This is a genomic window from Zavarzinia compransoris, from assembly GCF_003173055.1.
In the GTDB taxonomy this organism is placed as follows: Bacteria; Pseudomonadota; Alphaproteobacteria; order Zavarziniales; family Zavarziniaceae; genus Zavarzinia; species Zavarzinia compransoris.
This window is the reverse complement of the sequence record NZ_QGLF01000004.1, coordinates 128,582-142,983: the sequence shown is the minus strand read 5'-3', so window position 1 is coordinate 142,983 and position 14,402 is coordinate 128,582. Positions and strand designations below refer to the sequence as shown.

The following is a 14,402-nucleotide window of genomic DNA, read 5'->3' as shown; positions in this document are numbered from 1 at the left end:
TCACGCCCTCCCCCGCACGGCGGCGACCGCCAGGATGACCAGAAGCACCGCCGGCACGCCGACGGCAAAGGGATCGAGCTGCAATTGCACGGGGGTGCAGCGCCCGGCCAGCCCGTCCAGGACATGGACCAGGGCATGGAAACCGTGAAACAGGGCTGCCGCCAGCGCGGTGCCGGGCAGCAGCCACGGCCAGCGCAGGCCCGCCAGCAGGCCGAGGCCGGTGGCCAGATAGGCGCCGCCGATATCGCCGATGAAATGGCGGTTGGGCGGCCCGGTGTCGGAGACACCGGGCACCGCCAGATACCAGTCGAACGGCGCCGCCAGCATGAACAGGCCGTTGGCGACGAAGCCGAGGCCGAGAACCAGGGTAAGAACGGAAAGCCATGAGGGAATGGGTCGCATCGTCGTCTCCTTCACCGTCATGACGAGACCGGCGATGCCTTTGTGACATCAGCCGATCAGGCGGGCGGCCACATCCTCGGGCGGGCGGAATTCCTTCAGCTTGTCCATCAGGCGCCGGTGCAGCGCCGGCCCGGCCGAGACGACGTTGCGGTGGCGCGTCACCGCGCGATTATAGGCGAAAGCCTCGCCCAGGTGGGTGGAGGCGATGCCGCCCGCTTCGGCGACGATGAGGTCGGCGGCGGCGATGTCCCAATCGCTCTTGCCGGTCAGGCTGACGGAACCGTCCTGGGCCCCGCTCGCGACCTGGCAGAGCGCATAGGCGATCGAATTGCTGGGCGAGATTTCGAGCGCCGGCCAAGGCGTCGGCCACAGGGCGGAGCGGAACAGGTCCACCGAACCGACCAGCCTTGCCCCGGACAGGTCGCCCCGACCGCTGACCGCGATCGGGGCCTCGTTCAGGGTCGCCCCCGCACCTTCCGCCGCCGCATAAAGCTCCTCCCGCGCCGGGTTGTAGACGACGCCGGCGATCGGCCGGCCCGCCTCGACCACCGCGACCGAGACGGCGTAATAGGGCCGGCCCTTGACATAGGCGCGGGTGCCGTCGATCGGATCGACCACAAACAGGCGCCCGGCGCCGAGACGGGCCGGATCATCCGCCGTTTCCTCGGACAGCCAGCCATAGCCGGGGCGGGCGCCGCCCAGCGTCGCCTTCAACTGTTCGTCGATGGCGAGGTCGGCCTCGGTGACCGGGCCGTGGCCCGGCTTTTCCCAGGTCTTGTAACCCTTGGCCTGATAGTCGAGCGCCAGCCGGCCGGCGGCGCGGGCCGCGGCGACCAGCAGGGCGAGATCGTCCTTCCCTGCCGCCATCACGCCCCGGCGATGGTCATGCCGTCGATGCGCACCGTGGGCGCATTGGCACCGAAGCGGAATTCGAGGTCGTTCGCCGGGGTCAAGTTCTGGAACATGTCCTTCAGGTTGCCGGCGATGGTGATCTCGCTGACCGGATAGGCGATCTTGCCGTTCTCGATCCAGAAGCCGGCGGCGCCCCGGCTGTAGTCGCCGGTGATGCCGTTGACGCCGGAGCCGATCAGTTCGGTGACATAGAAGCCGGTGCCGGTCTCGGCGATCAGGTCGGCCGGGGACAGGGTGCCGGCTTCCATGTGGATATTGCTGGCCGCCGGGCCCGGCGGGCCCGAGGTCCCGCGCGAGGCATGGCCGGTGGAGGCGAGGCCGAGCTGGCGGGCGGACGAGGTATCGAGAATCCAGGTGGTCAGGCGGCCGGCGTCGACCAGCTTGCGGGTGGCGCCGCGCACGCCCTCGCCGTCGAAGGGGCGGGAGCGATGGCCGCGCAGGCGGTAAGGGTCGTCGACCACGGTGATCCCGGGTGCGAACACCATTTCCCCCAGGCGGTCCTTCAGGAACGAGGTGCCCCGGGCGATGGCGGCGCCGTTGATCGCGCCGAGCAGATGGCCGAGCAAAGAGGACGACAGGCGCGGATCCAGGATCACCGGCGCCTTCACCGTCTTCACCTTGCGCGGGTTCAGGCGGCGCACCGCCTGTTCACCGGCCCGGCGCCCGATCAGGGCGGGATCGGCCAGATCGGCGCCGAAGCGGGCCGCCGCATGGTCGTAGTCGCGTTCCATCCCCGTGCCACTGCCGGCCAGGACCGAGACCGAGACCCCATGCATGGAATTGCGGTATTCGCCGGCAAAGCCGCCGCTGGTGGCCAGCCCGACCCGGTTGGTGCCCCAGCTTGCCCCCGCCCCTTCCGAATTGGTGACGCCTTCGACCGCGAGCGCCGCGGCTTCGGCCGCCGCCGCACGGTCGAACAGGACCTGGGGATCGGGCTCGCTCGGATCGAAGAGGTCGAGAGCGGGCGGCGCGGTTTCGAGCAGAGCCGGATCGGCGAGGCTGGCATAAGGATCGGGCGGGGCGGCCCGGGCCATGCCCACCGCCCGTTCGACCAGCCGGTCGATCGCGCCCGAATCGATTTCGGAGGACGACACGGTCGCCTGCGAACGGCCGACGAACACGCGCAGGCCCAGGTCGCGGGTCTCGGACCGCTCCAATTCCTCGAGACGGCCGAGCCGCCAGGAAACGCCGAGCGAAACCGCCTCGAAATAAAGTGCATCGGCCGCGTCGGCGCCGGCCCGGCGCGCACGGCCCAGAAGATCGTCCAGAAGGTCCAGCGGTTCGGCCATCGTTCCCATTACCCACAAAAATGTGGGGGGCATCCTAAAGGGATCAATGGGCCGCCGTCACCCCCAACGTCTTAACCGCTTACCCGGCCCGGGTCAGGCGGGGCCGATCCGTTATGAGCCGGGCGGTGCGCTCGTCCGCGCGCTCGCCGGCGGCGAGATAGAACAGGCGCTTCAGTTCCTGGCGGCCGCGGGTGACATTGTCCTGGATGATGCCGGTCATCAGCGACAGCACCGACAGCAGCATGACGCCGACCGAGACGATCAGGGTCGGGAAGCGCGGCACCAGCCCGGTCGAGAGATAGTCGACCAGCACCGGCACGAAGAAGGCGACCGCCAGCAGGGCGAAGAAGGCCGCGAAGCCGCCGAACAGGGCCAGCGGCTTTTCCAGCATCAAAAGGCGCAGGATCAGTTTCAGGATGCGGAAGCCGTCGCGATAGGTCGAGAGTTTCGACTGGCTGCCCACCGGGCGGGCCGAATAGCGCGTGGGCATTTCCGCCGTGGCGAGGCGGAGTTCCAGGGTATGCACCGTGATCTCGGTCTCGATCTCGAAGCCGCCGGAGAGCGAGGGGAAGGCCTTGACGAAGCGGCGCGAGAACACGCGATAGCCGGTCAGCATGTCGGTGAAGGTGCGGCCGAACAGCCGGGTGACCAGGGTGGTGAGCAGCCAGTTGCCGAAACGATGGCCCTTGCGGTAGGCCTCGGGATCGTCGTCCACCCTGGTGCCGACCACCATGTCCAGATTGTCGTCGATCAGGCGGCGCACCATGGCGGGCGCGGCCCCGGCGTCATAGGTCGCGTCGCCGTCGACCATGATGTAGATGTCGGCGTCGATGTCGGCGAACATGCGCCGCACCACATTGCCCTTGCCGCGATGGCCGACCTGGCGGACCACGGCGCCGGCGGCCCGTGCCACCGCCATCGTGTCGTCGGTCGACATATTGTCGTAGACATAGACGGTGGCGCCCGGCAGCGCCGCCTTGAAGTCGCGCACCACCTGTCCGATGGCGGCCGCTTCGTTCAGGCAGGGGACGATGACGGCGATCTCGCGCCCGGCGCCCGCATTCCAGTCCATCTCTCGCGATCCTTAATCTTCCGGGCCGGGCGCCTGGCGCCAGCCCTCCACCCGACATAACACCAGATGGCCCCAATTCGTTCCGGGCGCGGCGAAATGATGGGGCACGGGCGCGCAGTCGCCGAGCGTGGCCCCGGGCAGGAAGCGGGGCAGCGCCGCATCGACCCGGGCCCGGTCGGCCGGATCGTGAAGGATCAGGGCGGTTACGCCCGGCGCCGCCAGCGCGGCCCGGATCGCCCGGGCATAGCCGGCCGCCGTCTCGCCCGGGTCGATCCAATAGCCGTCGAAGCGGAGAAAGCGGATCTCGGGCGGAAAGGCGGGAATGACGAAGGCGGCCGGCGTCAGGCCCGCCATCAGCACCACCGTCCGGGCCGGATCGGCGATCGGCGGGACCGCCACCCCCGTGACATCGGCACCGAAGGCGACCCGCTCGGTCACCGGCGGGCGGGTGATGGCGGCAAGGGCGACCAGGGCCGCCAGGCCGAGCACCATTGCGCCACGGCGCGGCAGCAGGGCCAGGGCGGCCAGCACCAGCACCGGCCCCAGCATCTCGAAGGCCAGGACATAGCGGTAGATGGCAAAGCCGATCGACCACGGCACCAAAGTCGCCAGCACCAGCACGGCAAGGCGGAACCCTGCCCCGCGCCGCCGCAGCCCGCCCGCGAGCAGCACCAGGGCTGCGGCACAGCCGAGCGGCAGGCGCAGGTCGGTGAACGCCTGTTCGGCGGCGACGAAATCGACGATCCCGGCGAGCAGCGGCAATTGGACGCGCGGCCAGGGCAGGCGCGCGGTGAAGCCCGGATCGCTGAAGGTCAGGGCCGGCACATAGGGCGACTGAAAGATATCGTTGAAATAGGGCATCAGCGGATTGCCGAACTGCGCATAGAGCAGCGCCATCCACCAGCCCCCGGTCAGTGCCGTGCCGGCGATCCCGGCCAGCGCGAAGCCGAGCACGCGGCGAAAGCCGCCGGGCCGCCCGGCCGCGAACAGAATGACGGTCAGGCCGATGCCGAAGACGAAGGGGGCGAGCACGGTCTTCAGCCCGAAGCCGGCCCCGGCGAGAAAACCCGCCAGCAGCAGCCAGCGCGGCCCGGCCAGCAGGGCGGCGACCGCGCCCAGCACGAAGAGCGAGAGCAGATTGTCCCCCGCGGTCGAGCCGAGCAGGCCGATGTTCATCGCCCCGCCGATCCCGGCAAGTGCCGCCAGCGCCGCGAAGGCGCGCGGCCACTCCGGCAGCAGGCGCCGCGCGATCAGATAGAGGGGCAGGATATTCGCCCCCTGCACCGCCCCGAGGGCGATGCTGGCCGCAAGCGGGCCGAAGGCCCGTGCCGCAAGATAGAAGGGCACGTCGATCAGGGGATTGTGGAAGGTCGGCCCCATGAAGGCGGGCAGGACATCGACGCCGAGCCGCCCGCTCAGCAGGGCATGGGGCACATACCAGTGATAATTGCGCAGGTCCCAGCCGCCGTCCTGGCCCTGGAACGCCGCCCCCGCCCCGGCGCCCAGGATGCCGGCCAGCAGCAGCAGCAGGGCGCAGAGAAAATCGGTTTTTTCGGCGCGGTTCATCCGCGATATGGGATTCATCGGCCGTAACCCCTGTAACTTCGCGCGCAGCCCCCGCGAATTTCCCATCGAGGCCGGTGGAAAGCCGCCTCCTTCGCCAGTGATGACCCGTGGCGAGGCTGAAATCAACGTATCTGCTGGATGATCCAGGGGGATGACATGACCAAGACCGGTTTCACGCTCGCCGCCGCCGCGGCCACCTTCTTTGCCGCCGGCACCATCGTGCTGGCGCCCGCCGCCGCTTCGGCCAGCGAGGGCGTGCATTGTATCGGCGCCAATGCCTGCAAGGGCACCAGCGCCTGCAAGACCGCGACCAATGCCTGCAAGGGCCAGAATGCCTGCAAGGGCCAGGGCTTCACCCTGAGCAAGGACAAGGCGGAATGCGAGGCGGCCGGCGGCAAGGTCGGCTGATACCACCGCCACCCGTGGGGCCGGACCGCCGGCCCCACGCCCGCCGGAGAGACATCATGACCTTCACCCCCGCGATCAGCGGTTTCGGCCTCGGCCTCCGGGCCGAGCATTATGCCGATCTCGACCGCGACGGCGTCGCCGTCGACTGGCTGGAGATCATCTCGGAAAACTACATGGTGGGCGGCGGGCGGCCGCTCTACTGGCTGGACCGGCTGCGCGAGCGCTATCCCATGGTGATGCATGGGGTGTCGCTGTCGATCGGCGGCACCGATCCCCTGGACGAGGCCTATCTCGATGCCCTGGCCGGCCTTGCCGCGCGGGTGCAGCCGGGCTGGATCTCCGATCACCTGTGCTGGACCGGGATCGGCGGCACCAACCTGCACGATCTCCTGCCCCTGCCCTATACCGAGGCGGCGCTGGCCCATGTCGCCGCCCGCATCGACCATGTGCAGGAGCGGCTGAAACGGCCCCTGGTGATCGAGAACGTCTCATCTTACGTCGAATTCGCCGCAGCCGACCTCGGCGAGGCGCAGTTCCTGGCGGAACTGGTGGCGCGCAGCGGCTGCGAACTGCTGCTCGACGTGAACAATGTCCATGTCAGCGCCTTCAATCACGGCTTCGATGCCGAAGCCTTTCTCGATACCCTGCCCCGCCGCGCCATCCGCCAGATCCACCTGGCCGGCCACAGCCACCGGGGCGATTACATCATCGACACCCACGACGCGCCGGTCGCGCCCGCGGTGTTCGAGCTTTACGCGAGCGCCGTCCGCCGCTTCGGCCCGGTGCCGACCATGATCGAGCGCGACGCCGAGATTCCGCCCCTGGCCGATATGCTGGCGGAACTCGACGCCGTCCGCGCCGCCGCGCGGTGGGAGCGGGCGGCATGACCGCGCTGCGCACCCTGCAGGAAATCTTCGCCCGCGACCTTCTGGGCACGCCGGGCCTGATCGAGCCCCTGGTCGCCGACGGGCCCCGCGCCGGCCGAAGCACCAGGGCCGACGTCTATCGCCATGCCTATGCCGCCCGGCTGATCGAGGTCCTGGGCACCGACTTCCCGGTCACCGCCGCCCTGCTCGGGCCCGCGGGGTTCGAGGCGGCGGCGCGGGCCTATCTGGCCGAACACCCGTCCGAGGCGCCTTCGGTCCGCTGGCTGGGACGGCATCTGCCCGCTCACCTGCGGCTGCGGGGCTCCCCCGCCGCCGCCGATATGGCCGCCTTCGAATGGGCGCTGGCCAAGGCCTTCGATGCCGCGGACGGGGGCACGGTGACGGTCGAGACCCTGGCCGGCCTCGCACCGGCGCAATGGGCGGGGCTGCGCCCCCGCTTCCAGCCCGGCTTTTCCCGCCTCGCGGTGGATCATGCGGTGCAGGACGCCTGGGCGGCCCACCACGCGGGCGGGGCCCTGGCGCTGCCGGCCCTCGACCGGCCGCTATCCCTGCTGGTCTGGCGCCGCGCGCTCGATATCCAGTACCGGCCGGCGGCGGCGGGGGAGGACGATCTGATCGCCGCCCTTACCGGCGGCGGCACTTTCGGCGAGGCGGTGGAGACCGCTGGGATCGATCCGGGGACGGCGGTCAATCTTCTCGCCGGCTGGTGCGTCGCCGGCCTCGTCGGCAATCTCGACTTCTGAGATATTTTACAGGCGGCAACGGGGAACCCGAGGCCCGGCACGGCATTACACCCCCGTGACAGTATCGATCGGGGAGACTCCGCCATGGCACAGAACGGCAATCGCATTGCCCTGATCGATGGTCTGCGCGGCTATTTCCTCGTCCTCATGATGGCCAGCCACCTGCATTTCCAGGGCGGCGCCATGCTGCTGCGGGTGCATCACGGCGAGGGCGGCTTCGTCGAGGATGCCCAGGGCTTCGTCTTCCTGTCGGGCCTCGTGGTCGGCCTGACCTATGCCCGCATCCTGGCACGGAAAGGCGCGCCAGCCCTGACCGCCAAGGCGCTGTCCCGCGTCGGCGAGCTTTACCGCATGCTGTTGCTGACCCTGGCCGTGGTCATGGGGCTGGCCCTGGCGATCCCGCATGGGGCGGAAATCTGGGGCTGGCAATTGGGCAAGCTGGCGGAAGATCCGCTCGGCCATATCGGCGTCGCCGCCGCCCTGCTCTACCAGCCGGCCTATCTCGATATTCTGCCGCAATACATGCTCTATCTGGTCGCGGCTCCCTTCATCGTGCGCTGGACCGCGGCCGGCCACGGCCTGACCGTGATGGCGGCCAGCGCCGCGCTGTGGACGATCGCCCAGATGGGCCTGCACCTGCCGGCGATCGATGCGCTGGGCCGGCTGGTCGCCGCGGCGGACGACAACGGCAGCCTGCGCTCCTATTTCAATCCGCTTGGCTGGCAATTGCTCTTCGTCGGGGGCACGGTGATCGGCACCGCCGCCGCTTCGGGGCGCCTGAAGGCCGAGACCCTGCTAGGGCGGCACCGCCTGCCGCTGGTGCTGATCGCGCTGGCCATGGTGTTCGTCTTCGCCGCGGTCAGGATCGTGCACGGGCTCGGCCTGCTGGACGGCGAACTGGGCGCGCGGTTCTACCGCGGGCTGCGGCGCGAGGATCTGTCGCTGGTCTATGTCGCCAATTTCGCGGCGCTCGCCTATGTCTTCGCCTGGATGCTCTATAATGCCGCCAGCGAGGGATTGCCCCGGCCGCTCGCCTTCATCGGCTGGACGCTGACGCGGATGTTCACCGTGCCCTTCCTCGTCTTCCTCGGCCAGCATTCGCTTCAGGTCTATGCCTTCCACGCCATCGTCGCCTATGGCGTCGTCGCCCTCGACTGGTACGGCGGCCCCTTCGGCGAACTGACCAAGAGCGCGATCATCGGCCTTTCGGTGCTCAGCCTGCTGATCCCCGCGGTCTGGCACAGCTTGAACCAGCGCCGCGAGGCGGCGCGCACAAGGCCCACGCTCTCGACCCCGACCTGACGGCCGGTCAGCCGCAGACCTTGACGACGCCGCCGGCCGGCCCGATGCGCAAGGGGATGCTGACCGCGACCGCCTCGTCCGCCGGGCGCCCTTGGCGGGCGATGTGCAGGATGGTGCTGCCCCGGCGCTCCGGGACCAACAGGAAGCCGCTGTCGGTGCCGGGCATCGCCTGGATATGCACCACGCCGTCATCGGCGGCCGTCACCGACCACAAGCCCCCCGCGCCGGCGGGCAGCTGGAGCTGGAGATGCCGGGTCATGGTGATCTCGACCGGCCCCTCGTAAGCCTTGAGCGCCGCAAGGTCGGGCAGGTGCAGCGTGACATAGTCGATGCAGGCGGCGGCGGGCGCCGGCACGGCCAGCGCGGCAAGGCCGGCCAGCAGGAAGAACCTTCGATCGAAAGCCATGGCGAGACGCCCTTTGACGTTTCCGCCATGGTAGCCGGGACGGCAGGCGCCGTCTGTGCCCCGCTTCACAGGAAAGCGGGGCCGCCGGGACGGGCTTACATCCGTTCGATGATGGTGGCCGGGGCCATGCCGCCCGCCGCGCACAGCGTGGCCAGGCCGAGCGAGAGGTCGCGGCGCTCCATCTCGTCGAGCAGGGTGCCGAGGATGATGGCGCCGGTCGCCCCGATCGGGTGCCCCAGGGCCATGGCGCCGCCATTGACGTTGACGATCGCCGGATCGATGTCGAGATCGCGCATGAACTTCAGGGGCACGACGGCGAAAGCCTCGTTGATCTCGAACAGGTCAATGTCCTTGATCGACAGGCCGGCCAGGGCCAGCGCCTTCTTCGTCGCCGGGACCGGGGCGTTCAGCATCAGTTCCGGGCTGTCGCCGGCGGTCGCCAGCGCCCGGATGCGGGCGCGCGGCTTCAGGCCATGGGCCTTGGCGTATTCGGGCGAGGCCAGGATCACCGCGCCGGCGCCGTCGACCACGCCCGACGAATTGCCGGCATGGTGGATGTGCTCGATCTTCACGTCCGGGTAGGCGCGTTCGACCAGGGCCTTGTAGCTGGTGCCCTCCTCGTCCAGGGGATGGGCGTAGAGGGCCGCGAAGGCGGGCTTCAACTGGCCGAGCCCTTCCAGCGTGGTGCCCGGGCGGGGGAATTCGTCATGGCCGAGGGCCAGGCGGCCGTCGTCGTGATAGACGGGAACCAGCGCGCGGTCGAAATAGCCGTTGCGGATGGCGTGATCGGCGCGCCGCTGGCTTTCCAGGGCCAGCCTGTCCGTATCTTCGCGGGTGAAACCGTCGAGGGTGGCGATCAGGTCGGCACAGACCCCCTGGTGCGGCTGGGGATGAAGGTCGCGCAGGTGCAGATTGCCCGAATCCATGAAGCGCCCGCCGCCCAGGGTGGCGCCGTAGGACATGGATTCGACCCCGCCGGCGACGACGAGCTGCTGCATGCCCGACATGATGCCCATGGCGCCCAGGTTCACCGCGGTCAGGCCCGAGCCGCAGAAACGGTCCAGCGACAGGCCCGGGGCGTCATTGTCGAAGCCGGCGTCGAGGGCCGCCATGCGGGCGATGCAGAAGCCCTGCTTGCCGGCCTGGGTGCCGCAGCCGGCGATGACATCGTCGACATCCGCGGTGTCGAGGCCGTTCCGCTCCGCCAGCGCCTTCAGGACGTGGGACAGGATGCGCTGCGGGTGAATCTCGGACAGGCCGCCCTTGCCCACCTTGCCGATGCCGCGCGGCGTGCGCGCCGCGTCGATGATCCAGGCTTCGGTCATTTCGTCTTCCTCTCCGGCCTTGGTCTGCGCCAGTTGATTTAAATATGCGTTTAACAACTGCGGCCGCAGGATGCAAGAGGCTGAATTTCGGGATTGCGGGGGAATTCCGCACGGCCTATGCGGGACCGGGACAGAGGAGGATGCATGATCACGACCGAGACCCGGGAAAAGCTCGCCCGCATCGACGCCTTCATCCGCGAGAGCGTGATCCCTTACGAAAAGGACCCCCGCAACGGCGGCCACGGCCCGAGCCAGGATCTGGTCGATGAGATCCGGGCCAAGGCCCGCGCCCTCGGCTTGGTCGCGCCCCACATCCGGGCCGACGGCAGCCATGTCACGCATCGCGAGACGGCGCTGCTGCTGCGCGCCGCCGGCTATTCGCCGCTCGGCCCCCTGGCCCTCAACGTCATGGCGCCGGACGAGGGCAATATGTTCCTGCTCGGCAAGGTGGCGACGGCGGAGCAGAAGCGCCGCTTCCTGGAGCCGCTGGTCGCCGGCCATACCCGTTCCGCCTTCTTCATGACCGAGCCGGACGGCGGCGCCGGCTCCGATCCCTCGATGATGCAGACCGTGGCGCGCCAGGACGGCAACCATTGGGTGATCGACGGGCGCAAGACCTTCATCACCGGCGCGGACGGGGCGGCCTGCGCCATCGTCATGGCCAAGACCGACCAGGGCGCCACCATGTTCCTGACCGCCCTGCCCAACCCCGCGATCCGCATCGACCGGGTGCTGGACACGATCGACAGTTCGATGCCCGGCGGCCATTCGGTGATCGCCATCGAGGGGCTGCGCCTGTCGGCGGACGAAGTGCTGGGCGAGGTCGGCCAGGGTTTCCGCTATGCCCAGATCCGCCTCGCGCCGGCCAGGCTTACCCATTGCATGCGCTGGTGGGGCACGGCCAGCCGGGCGCACGACATCGCCACCCACTACGCCCTGAAGCGCCACGCCTTCGGCAAGCCGCTGATCGACCACGAAGGGGTGGGCTTCATGCTGGCGGACAATGAGATCGACCTGAAGCAGGCGGAACTGATGATCGACTGGTGCGCCGACGTGCTCGACACCGGCGCCGCCGGCACGGCCGAAAGCAGCATGGCCAAGGTCGCGGTCTCGGAAGCCCTGTTCCGGGTCGCGGACCGCTGCGTGCAGATCCTGGGCGGCACCGGCGTGTCCCGCGACACGGTGGTCGAACAGGCTTTCCGCGAGATCAGGGCCTTCCGCATCTACGACGGCCCCTCGGAAGTGCACCGCTGGTCGCTGGCGAAACGCCTGAAGAAACAGGCCTCGGCTATTTCCGGGATATGATCCTGGGCCGCACCGCAAGCAGCCCCCGCAGGATCTGGCGCAGGAAACCGGGGCTGATCCTGCCGTGCAGAAAGGCCTCGCCCTCCCTTGCGTCGCGGACGTGCTGAAGGCCGTGCGGCCATGCCTCCTCGTTCAGTTCCGCCAGGATCACCCAGGACCGGGGCGCGGTGAGCCCCAGCCGCCGCTTCTCGAACTCGGGCAGTTCGAGGGCTGGGATTGCCGGCACCGGCGCCTTGGTGGTGATGGGAACATAGGTGACGGTTATGGTACCATGATGCAGGCCGGGCGATGTTTGGCACCATCGGGCTGGCCCTTCGCCCGCTCGTGATACCAGACGAAATCGTAGGAAACCACCATGCCCGGCTCAGGCCGCGGGGGCAGGGCCAAGCTCAGCCGCCCAGGTCTTTGAGCAGCGCAGCCATCGCCGCGCGGGTCCGCTCGGGCATGTCCTCGGCGGAAAACACGTTCTGAGTCGGACGGTGGCCGGGCAGCATGCCGCCTGCCGGCTTGCCGGCGCTGAACAGGGTGCGCACGCGGAAAATCCGGGCATCGACGAACCGGCCCGTGCCCGCGTCCCGATCAATACGGAGGCGCCCCATTCCCGGCGACGCCCCGTGCTGTCTGTGCGCCTTGTTCATCATCCCCTGAGGATGGCGGGATCGGCCCGCCCGGTCAACATGATCCCGGCAAACCCCTTGCCGCGGGGCTTGCCGGGACATCTGCCGTCGTCAGGCGACGGCGGCCTTCTTTTCCTTCTGAAGGTCGAGGGCGATGTCGACGATCATGTCTTCCTGGCCGCCGACCATGCGGCGGCGGCCGGCTTCGTAGAGGATGGCGCGGGTGTCGACGCCATATTCGCCCGCAGCCTTTTCCGCATGGCGCAGGAAGGACGAATAGACCCCGGCATAGCCGAGCGTCAGGGTCTCGCGGTCGACCCGGACCGGGCGGTCCTGCAGCGGGCGCACCAGTTCCTCGGCCGCATCCATCAGCTTGTAGAGGTCGCAGCCGGTCTTCCAGCCCTTCCGCTCCGCCGCCGCGATGAAGACTTCGAGCGGGGCATTGCCCGCGCCCGCGCCCATGCCGGCGAGCGAGGCATCGACCCGGATCGCGCCCGCCTGCACGGCGACCAGCGAATTGGCGACGCCGAGCGAGAGATTGTGGTGAGCATGAACGCCGCGCTGGGTTTCCGGCTTCAGCACGCGGTCATAGGCTTCCAGGCGCTCGCGGTAGGCGTCCATGTCCATGGCGCCGCCGGAATCGGTCACATAGACGCAGGTCGCGCCATAGGATTCCATCAGCTTCGCCTGTTTGGCGAGGGCTTCCGGATCGGTCATATGGCTCATCATCAGGAAGCCGATGGTGTCCATGCCGAGGTTGCGCGCCGCCTCGATATGCTGCTTCGAGACATCCGCCTCGGTGCAATGGGTGGCGATGCGGACCGAGCGCACACCCAGCGAATAGGCGTGCTTCAATTCTTCCACGGTGCCGATGCCGGGCAGCAGCAGGGTGGTGAGAACGGCGTTCTTCACCACGTCGGCCACGGCCTCGATCCACTCCCAATCGGTGTGGCGGCCGAAACCGTAGTTGAAGGTGCCGCCGTTGAGGCCGTCGCCATGGGCGATCTCGATGGCGTCGACGCCGGCTTCGTCCAGCGCCTTGGCGATGGCCTGGACATGGCCGAGACCATATTGGTGACGGATGGCATGCATGCCGTCCCGCAGGGTCACGTCCTGGATGTAGAGCTTGGTGGTGGTCGGATCGAGGCTCATCACGCGACCTTCTTCAAAATCTTGCGGGCGGCGATTTTCTCGGCGGTGCGGAGCCCGGCCGAGGTCATGATGTCGAGGTTGCCGGCATAGGCGGGCAGGTAATGCGCCGCCCCTTCGACTTCGAGGAAGACCGTGGTCTTGATGCCCTCGAAAGTGCCGTGGCCGGGGATATGCACCGGGTTGTTCGAGCCGAAATGCTCGAATTGCAATTCCTGCTTCAGGCGGTAGCCGGGGACATAGGAATTGACCCGGGCGATCTGGTCGCGGACGGCCTTCTCGATGGTCTTCTCGTCGGCGCCGGACGAGAGCGTGAACACCGTGTCACGCATGATCATCGGCGGTTCGGCCGGGTTCAGGATGATGATGGCGCGGCCGCGCGCGGCGCCGCCCACCTGCTCGATGCCGTGGCGGGTGGTCTCGGTGAATTCGTCGATATTGGCGCGGGTGCCGGGCCCCGCCGACTTCGACGAGATCGAGGCGACGATCTCGGCGTAATGGACCTTGGCGACCGAGGAGACGGCGGCCACGATCGGAATGGTCGCCTGCCCGCCGCAGGTGACCATGTTCACGTTCTGCGCCTCGAGGTGGACGTCGCCGTTCACCACCGGGATGACATAGGGGCCAATGGCGGCCGGGGTCAGGTCGACCATGACCTTGCCGGCGGCGGCGCAGACGTCGTTGTGGCGCTTGTGGGCACCGGCCGAGGTGGCGTCGAAGACGATGCCGATCTCGGGCCAGACGGGCAGTTTCTGCAAGCCTTCGATGCCTTCGTGGGTGGTCGCGACGCCCAGGCGCTGGGCGCGCTTCAGGCCGTCCGATTCCGGATCGATGCCGACGAAGGCGCCCATCTCCAGAATGTCCGAATTCCGCATGACCTTGATCATCAGATCCGTGCCGATATTGCCCGAACCGATGATCGCCACCTTCACCTTTTCGCTCATGGCGTTCCTCCAAGGGGTGCGATTGCGGGTCGGATCATGGCCGCGGCCTGCCGCCCCTGTCCAACGCGCCGCCGG

Annotated in this window: 16 protein-coding genes; 5 read left to right on the top strand and 11 right to left on the bottom strand. The window is 68.8% G+C overall.

Annotation, left to right across the window (positions count from 1 at the left end; all coding sequences use genetic code 11):
- The 5 genes from DKG75_RS14550 to DKG75_RS14530 all read right to left on the bottom strand — a co-directional run bounded on the left by DKG75_RS14550 (position 1) and on the right by DKG75_RS14530 (position 5,259).
- Positions 1–402: a hypothetical protein gene (locus tag DKG75_RS14550; protein ID WP_133637062.1), complete on the bottom strand. Its 402-nt coding sequence runs from the start codon at positions 400–402 to the stop codon at positions 1–3.
- 48 nt (positions 403–450) lie between these two features.
- The gene (locus tag DKG75_RS14545) at positions 451–1,269 is read right to left on the bottom strand and encodes an inositol monophosphatase family protein (protein WP_109921858.1); all 819 of its coding nucleotides are present in this window, start codon (positions 1,267–1,269) and stop codon (positions 451–453) included.
- Complete coding sequence (locus DKG75_RS14540) at positions 1,269–2,612, bottom strand: TldD/PmbA family protein (protein WP_109921857.1); 1,344 nt, start codon at positions 2,610–2,612, stop codon at positions 1,269–1,271. Before DKG75_RS14540 ends, DKG75_RS14545 begins: the two co-directional genes overlap by 1 nt.
- A gap of 70 nt (positions 2,613–2,682) precedes the next feature.
- Positions 2,683–3,675, bottom strand: coding sequence for a glycosyltransferase family 2 protein (locus DKG75_RS14535; RefSeq protein ID WP_109921856.1), 993 nt, complete (start codon positions 3,673–3,675; stop codon positions 2,683–2,685).
- Positions 3,676–3,687: 12 nt separating this feature from the next.
- Positions 3,688–5,259 carry a hypothetical protein gene (locus tag DKG75_RS14530; RefSeq protein WP_133637064.1) on the bottom strand — a complete coding sequence of 524 codons (1,572 nt, stop codon included), beginning with the start codon at positions 5,257–5,259 and terminating at the stop codon, positions 3,688–3,690.
- Positions 5,260–5,397: 138 nt separating this feature from the next.
- Between DKG75_RS14530 and bufA2 the strand changes: the two genes are divergently transcribed.
- From bufA2 to DKG75_RS14510, 4 genes are all read left to right on the top strand, one after another.
- Positions 5,398–5,649, top strand: a complete 252-nt coding sequence (gene bufA2, locus DKG75_RS14525; protein WP_109922312.1) for a BufA2 family periplasmic bufferin-type metallophore — start codon at positions 5,398–5,400, stop codon at positions 5,647–5,649.
- Positions 5,650–5,705: 56 nt separating this feature from the next.
- Complete coding sequence (gene bufB / locus DKG75_RS14520; protein WP_109921854.1) at positions 5,706–6,536, top strand: MNIO family bufferin maturase; 831 nt, start codon at positions 5,706–5,708, stop codon at positions 6,534–6,536.
- Complete coding sequence (locus DKG75_RS14515; protein WP_133637067.1) at positions 6,533–7,279, top strand: HvfC/BufC family peptide modification chaperone; 747 nt, start codon at positions 6,533–6,535, stop codon at positions 7,277–7,279. The genes bufB and DKG75_RS14515 overlap by 4 nt, the downstream gene beginning before the upstream one ends.
- Positions 7,280–7,363: 84 nt before the next feature.
- On the top strand, positions 7,364–8,581 hold the full coding sequence (locus DKG75_RS14510; protein WP_109921852.1) for an OpgC family protein: 1,218 nt from the start codon (positions 7,364–7,366) through the stop codon (positions 8,579–8,581).
- 7 nt (positions 8,582–8,588) lie between these two features.
- Here DKG75_RS14510 and DKG75_RS14505 read toward each other — a convergent pair whose 3' ends face one another.
- Both DKG75_RS14505 and DKG75_RS14500 read right to left on the bottom strand, forming a co-directional pair.
- Positions 8,589–8,987: a hypothetical protein gene (locus DKG75_RS14505; RefSeq protein ID WP_109921851.1), complete on the bottom strand. Its 399-nt coding sequence runs from the start codon at positions 8,985–8,987 to the stop codon at positions 8,589–8,591.
- Between the two features lie 95 nt (positions 8,988–9,082).
- Entirely contained in the window at positions 9,083–10,312 is a 1,230-nt protein-coding gene (locus DKG75_RS14500) for an acetyl-CoA C-acetyltransferase (protein WP_109921850.1), read from the bottom strand.
- A gap of 144 nt (positions 10,313–10,456) precedes the next feature.
- Between DKG75_RS14500 and DKG75_RS14495 the strand changes: the two genes are divergently transcribed.
- Positions 10,457–11,617: an acyl-CoA dehydrogenase family protein gene (locus tag DKG75_RS14495; RefSeq protein WP_109921849.1), complete on the top strand. Its 1,161-nt coding sequence runs from the start codon at positions 10,457–10,459 to the stop codon at positions 11,615–11,617.
- Here the strand turns inward: DKG75_RS14495 and DKG75_RS14490 are convergent.
- The 4 genes from DKG75_RS14490 to DKG75_RS14475 form a co-directional block, all read right to left on the bottom strand.
- The gene (locus DKG75_RS14490; RefSeq protein ID WP_109921848.1) at positions 11,601–11,843 is read right to left on the bottom strand and encodes a hypothetical protein; all 243 of its coding nucleotides are present in this window, start codon (positions 11,841–11,843) and stop codon (positions 11,601–11,603) included. The two genes, DKG75_RS14495 and DKG75_RS14490, sit on opposite strands and share 17 nt — an antisense overlap.
- A gap of 163 nt (positions 11,844–12,006) precedes the next feature.
- On the bottom strand, positions 12,007–12,255 hold the full coding sequence (locus tag DKG75_RS14485) for a hypothetical protein (RefSeq protein WP_133637071.1): 249 nt from the start codon (positions 12,253–12,255) through the stop codon (positions 12,007–12,009).
- 90 nt (positions 12,256–12,345) lie between these two features.
- Entirely contained in the window at positions 12,346–13,386 is a 1,041-nt protein-coding gene (dmpG, locus tag DKG75_RS14480; RefSeq protein WP_109921846.1) for a 4-hydroxy-2-oxovalerate aldolase, read from the bottom strand.
- Complete coding sequence (locus DKG75_RS14475; RefSeq protein ID WP_109921845.1) at positions 13,386–14,327, bottom strand: acetaldehyde dehydrogenase (acetylating); 942 nt, start codon at positions 14,325–14,327, stop codon at positions 13,386–13,388. The genes dmpG and DKG75_RS14475 overlap by 1 nt, the downstream gene beginning before the upstream one ends.
- Positions 14,328–14,402: the final 75 nt, after the last annotated feature.

What these genes read in the sequence shown, in the direction of transcription:
- DKG75_RS14500 (WP_109921850.1), bottom strand. Translation starts at nt 10,312, where the DNA reads ATGACCGAAGCCTGGATCATCGACGCGGCGCGCACGCCGCGCGGCATC.
- DKG75_RS14515 (WP_133637067.1), top strand. Translation starts at nt 6,533, where the DNA reads ATGACCGCGCTGCGCACCCTGCAGGAAATCTTCGCCCGCGACCTTCTG.
- DKG75_RS14540 (WP_109921857.1), bottom strand. Translation starts at nt 2,612, where the DNA reads ATGGGAACGATGGCCGAACCGCTGGACCTTCTGGACGATCTTCTGGGC.
- DKG75_RS14505 (WP_109921851.1), bottom strand. Translation starts at nt 8,987, where the DNA reads ATGGCTTTCGATCGAAGGTTCTTCCTGCTGGCCGGCCTTGCCGCGCTG.
- DKG75_RS14485 (WP_133637071.1), bottom strand. Translation starts at nt 12,255, where the DNA reads ATGAACAAGGCGCACAGACAGCACGGGGCGTCGCCGGGAATGGGGCGC.
- bufA2 (WP_109922312.1), top strand. Translation starts at nt 5,398, where the DNA reads ATGACCAAGACCGGTTTCACGCTCGCCGCCGCCGCGGCCACCTTCTTT.
- DKG75_RS14535 (WP_109921856.1), bottom strand. Translation starts at nt 3,675, where the DNA reads ATGGACTGGAATGCGGGCGCCGGGCGCGAGATCGCCGTCATCGTCCCC.
- DKG75_RS14475 (WP_109921845.1), bottom strand. Translation starts at nt 14,327, where the DNA reads ATGAGCGAAAAGGTGAAGGTGGCGATCATCGGTTCGGGCAATATCGGC.
- DKG75_RS14545 (WP_109921858.1), bottom strand. Translation starts at nt 1,269, where the DNA reads ATGGCGGCAGGGAAGGACGATCTCGCCCTGCTGGTCGCCGCGGCCCGC.
- bufB (WP_109921854.1), top strand. Translation starts at nt 5,706, where the DNA reads ATGACCTTCACCCCCGCGATCAGCGGTTTCGGCCTCGGCCTCCGGGCC.
- dmpG (WP_109921846.1), bottom strand. Translation starts at nt 13,386, where the DNA reads ATGAGCCTCGATCCGACCACCACCAAGCTCTACATCCAGGACGTGACC.
- DKG75_RS14510 (WP_109921852.1), top strand. Translation starts at nt 7,364, where the DNA reads ATGGCACAGAACGGCAATCGCATTGCCCTGATCGATGGTCTGCGCGGC.
- DKG75_RS14530 (WP_133637064.1), bottom strand. Translation starts at nt 5,259, where the DNA reads ATGAATCCCATATCGCGGATGAACCGCGCCGAAAAAACCGATTTTCTC.
- DKG75_RS14550 (WP_133637062.1), bottom strand. Translation starts at nt 402, where the DNA reads ATGCGACCCATTCCCTCATGGCTTTCCGTTCTTACCCTGGTTCTCGGC.
- DKG75_RS14495 (WP_109921849.1), top strand. Translation starts at nt 10,457, where the DNA reads ATGATCACGACCGAGACCCGGGAAAAGCTCGCCCGCATCGACGCCTTC.